Below are 3,113 nucleotides of genomic sequence, written 5' to 3' on the forward strand. Positions count from 1 at the left end.
GGCTCAACTATTGTTCCCTTCGTATCCCGGTTTTTCAATGTTTGCGAGAGCAGCGCACCTGCACCAGTTAGTGCAAACGCTGTTGCAAGTAATCTTTTGACAAACTGTCTTCTAGAGATCATTAGAACTATTTCCCCCACTCTCTATATTCGTTATTGCCTAGTCATCTTAATACCAGAGGATCGATCAGCTGTTTAGTTGATTTATATAAATTCTATCATATTTGTAGTCCCCAATTTACAATAATCATATAAAAATATGATCGCAACTCAAAGAAGAACAAACGACCAGGCGCATTTTCCTCCTGATCGCTTGTTCTTTATATGTGGAGTTGAATGGCAGAGTTTTTACGGGATAAGTATTGGATTAATGATATCAATGCGTCCAGTGCTGGCTTCCTCTTCAATTTTAACTACCAGTTCTTGAACTCCTTTTGTATCAATGATTAGTGCATCGTCAAAACCTACTTTTGACGTACTTACCTCCAGATTCTTACCATCTTGATCCACGAAAGATACGTCACTACGTCGTATGCTATCTAATTTAAGTGTGAAAGATAATTTGGAGAAGTTCCCATTAAGCGGAAAAGATACGGTGCCACCAACTGCCGAATCTTTTTTCCATATGTAGAATATATTATTACCAGTTTCCTTCATATTAAGAATCATTTGTTCTTCATGCTTTACATTTAGGTAAAAAGGAATCTGTTGTTTCATAAACTCACTATCATCTTTARCGGAGTCAAAAGGTCCTCCAAGAGCGTTAACTTTTGATGGTTCTGGTAAAKGTGTAATCTGATTAATAACGACAGCATTGTTATCTCCATCCCATTTAGCATCAACTTGCAATAAATCACTGATTACTTTAAGAGGTACGTAGGTAGTGCCATTTGCAATAAATGGCTTCTTTTCCTGATCTTCTGGAGTTTTATCTACGCCATTATAAATAAGCTTAACTCCGTAATACACATCTAGACCAATTGCTTCAGCTGCATACGAAATACCCCCGAAGAAAATGGCACCAGCTAAAAACCCACCCGTTACAAGCTTTAAACTCTTAAGTTTGCTCATGATATCCTCCTAAAAAATGATTAATACAATTAACTTACTTATTCTTCTGTGCCAGCATGTTAAGTAAAACGGTTAYGGCCTCAGCTCTTGTTGTTTGAGCATTTGGAACGAATTCATTGGCCCCTTTGCCCCCTACAATGCCAAGCTTCTTCAATTCGCCAATAGCACCTTTCGACCATGCCGGAATGGTGCTGTCATCAGAGAAGTCAGTTACCGAATTCGCAGGTAGTGCTAGCTTAAGTGCTCTCGCGATCATCACGGCCATCTCGGCGCGAGTAATTTCTGCAGCTGGACGGAATGTACCATCCTCATAACCACCAATAATGCCGGCATCTACAGCCTTGGCTACAGCACTCTGTGCCCAGTTTGCGATCTTCTCTTTGTCGGCAAAAGTCAACTCGGCTTCTTTACTTTGTGGCTTCAGTGCATTGATTAGCATCACGGCAAATTCCGCACGAGTAACGGTTTTATCGGGCTTGAACGTACCGTCCGGATAACCAGCGACAATTCCGCTGCTTACTGCCTTTTTGATGTTGTCCTCAGACCAATGTCCACGAATATCACTAAAGGTAATCATAGAATCTTTTGGATCTTCTGGTTTTTCTAGAACAATCGCCGCTTGACCTACAGCCATAACTGCAAATTTAGTAAAATGATTTACATTTACGGTGATAAGATTACCACCGGTAACAATACCGCCGACTTCCACCCACAACTTCTTCGATTCATCGTAATAAAATACAGCCGGTTGTTGATCACCGCTCAATTTTGTCGGATCGAAAGCGAAGGTCAGCGTGACCGGCTTATCGAAATTTTCCGAGAGGTTTTTCAAAATCTCAAAGATCGGGCTGATCAATACATTCTTATCCGTTAAAAGCTGCTTGTTATCCAACAGTCTTTCGATTGTTAATTTCAGTTCTTTGCTCGCAGCATCGACAGGAACCGAGATCGTTATCGCATTGTCCAAACTAACCTCACCAGATTTACCTAACGGAAGCGTTAATGTGCCATCTTTTGATAGCACTGACGTGCCGATTGCTGGGTCCACAATAAGGTTATATGTTACTTTCGTTATTTTATCCTGTGCTGTGACAATGACCTTCTTGCCTGTTGCCAAAGTTGCTGCTAGCGTCGTCCCATCTGCATCGTATACGTCAAAAGTTGCACCCGCCGCCGGTGTGATCGCTGCTTTAAGAGCCGTTACCGTTGTTCCACTCGGAATGTTGGTTATCGATTCATTCGCTGATCCTCCTGCACTTACGGTCCCGATTGTAGAGGTTATCGTCGCAATCTTGCTTATTCCAGCATTCACCGTCAAGGTATACGTTACTTTCGTTGATCCATCCTCCGAAATAACAATGAGCTTATTGCCTGTTGTCAATGTTGTATATAAATTGATCAGTGGCGTCGTTCCATCTTCTTCATAAACATCAAATGTTGCACCGTCCACTGGCGTGATCTCAACTATCAGATCAATTACCAGTGTTCCGTTTGGAATGTTAGTTATTGTTTCATTTGGTCCTCCGAGTGTGCTAACTAYGCCTATTGTAGAGGTCACTCTGGCGACAGTACCCACGGGTATCCATTTCGCTTTTAAGATTGTATGACCATAGATCTTACCAAGGAATTTATCGGTCAACGCAACGTCAAAGTACCATCCTTCGAATACGAACCCTTCCTTCGTCGGGGTTGGAGCATCAATTGCACACCCTGTTTTACACGCATCAACACTTCTAATATCTGGGATGCTTACTTCAGTACCGCCATTACTTTCGAAAATCACGCCGACCCTCAGTTTCGCATCATTTATAATGTCTTGAATATCTTGATTTACCGCCGCAGATGCATTTGGTAYGGATGTCATGAGCGAGCTCATGAATGACAAAACCAACATTATGCTCAATAATATGGCTGTTGTTCTTTTTTTGGTAAATCTGTGTCCTATTTTTTTCATTTTGGTTACTCCCCTATTCAATAAAATATTAAGTAAAATCTCGATCTTATTTTACAGGAAATGAGAACAAAAAGATCTCCCCCGTTTGG

2 protein-coding genes are annotated in these 3,113 nt (G+C 41.3%); both read right to left on the reverse strand.

Translation table 11 applies throughout. The features are described from left to right. Positions 1–347 precede the first annotated feature (347 nt). Positions 348–1,070: a stalk domain-containing protein gene (locus tag AC1DVJ_RS30380; RefSeq protein ID WP_477596559.1), complete on the reverse strand. Its 723-nt coding sequence runs from the start codon at positions 1,068–1,070 to the stop codon at positions 348–350. Positions 1,071–1,104: 34 nt separating this feature from the next. Further along, positions 1,105–2,934 (reverse strand): S-layer homology domain-containing protein, encoded by a 1,830-nt coding sequence (locus tag AC1DVJ_RS30385; RefSeq protein ID WP_477596561.1) that lies wholly within the window; start codon positions 2,932–2,934, stop codon positions 1,105–1,107. Positions 2,935–3,113 lie beyond the last annotated feature (179 nt).

This window comes from Paenibacillus sp. P4_A9, from assembly GCF_056402415.1.